Here is a 450-nt window from a genome sequence, read left to right as displayed (position 1 = left end):
CGCAACGCGCTGCGCAGCGCGTTGGTGTGGCGAACGCGTGCCCAGATCAGGCTCTGGTGGGCGCGGGCGAGCACCTTAATCGCCTCCACCTCGACGCTGTCGCCGGCCAGGGGGCGATGGTTGTGCCGATCGGTACGCACCAGATCGGCCAGCAGTTTGGCATCTGAGACATCGGATTTGGCGCCTGAGACATGATGGCGGTCGCGATAGCGCGCCACCGCCAGCGGATTGATCGCAAACACCTGATACCCCGCGGCAACCAGGGCTTGCACCCACAGCCCGCGATCGGTCTCGATACCGACCACCACCTGATCGGGTTCCTCGGCGTGCGCGCCGATCAGCTCGTGCAATTGCCGCATGCCGGTCACTCCTTCCGACAGCCGCCGCGATGCCAGCCGCCGCCCGGCCTCATCCATCACCCACACGTCATGATGGTCTTCGGCCCAGTCG

The 450-nt window shown here is 66.4% G+C and carries 1 protein-coding gene; it reads right to left on the bottom strand.

From position 1 onward, the window contains the following. Nucleotides 1–450: IS110 family transposase (locus F0Q45_RS26785; RefSeq protein WP_149656678.1), on the bottom strand; the 450-nt coding region annotated here is incomplete at both ends.

The organism is Mycobacterium simiae (genome assembly GCF_008370645.1).
Taxonomy (GTDB): Bacteria; Actinomycetota; Actinomycetes; order Mycobacteriales; family Mycobacteriaceae; genus Mycobacterium; species Mycobacterium simiae_A.
Note: the sequence above shows the minus strand (reverse complement) of the source record. Positions and strands in the feature narration are given on the sequence as shown.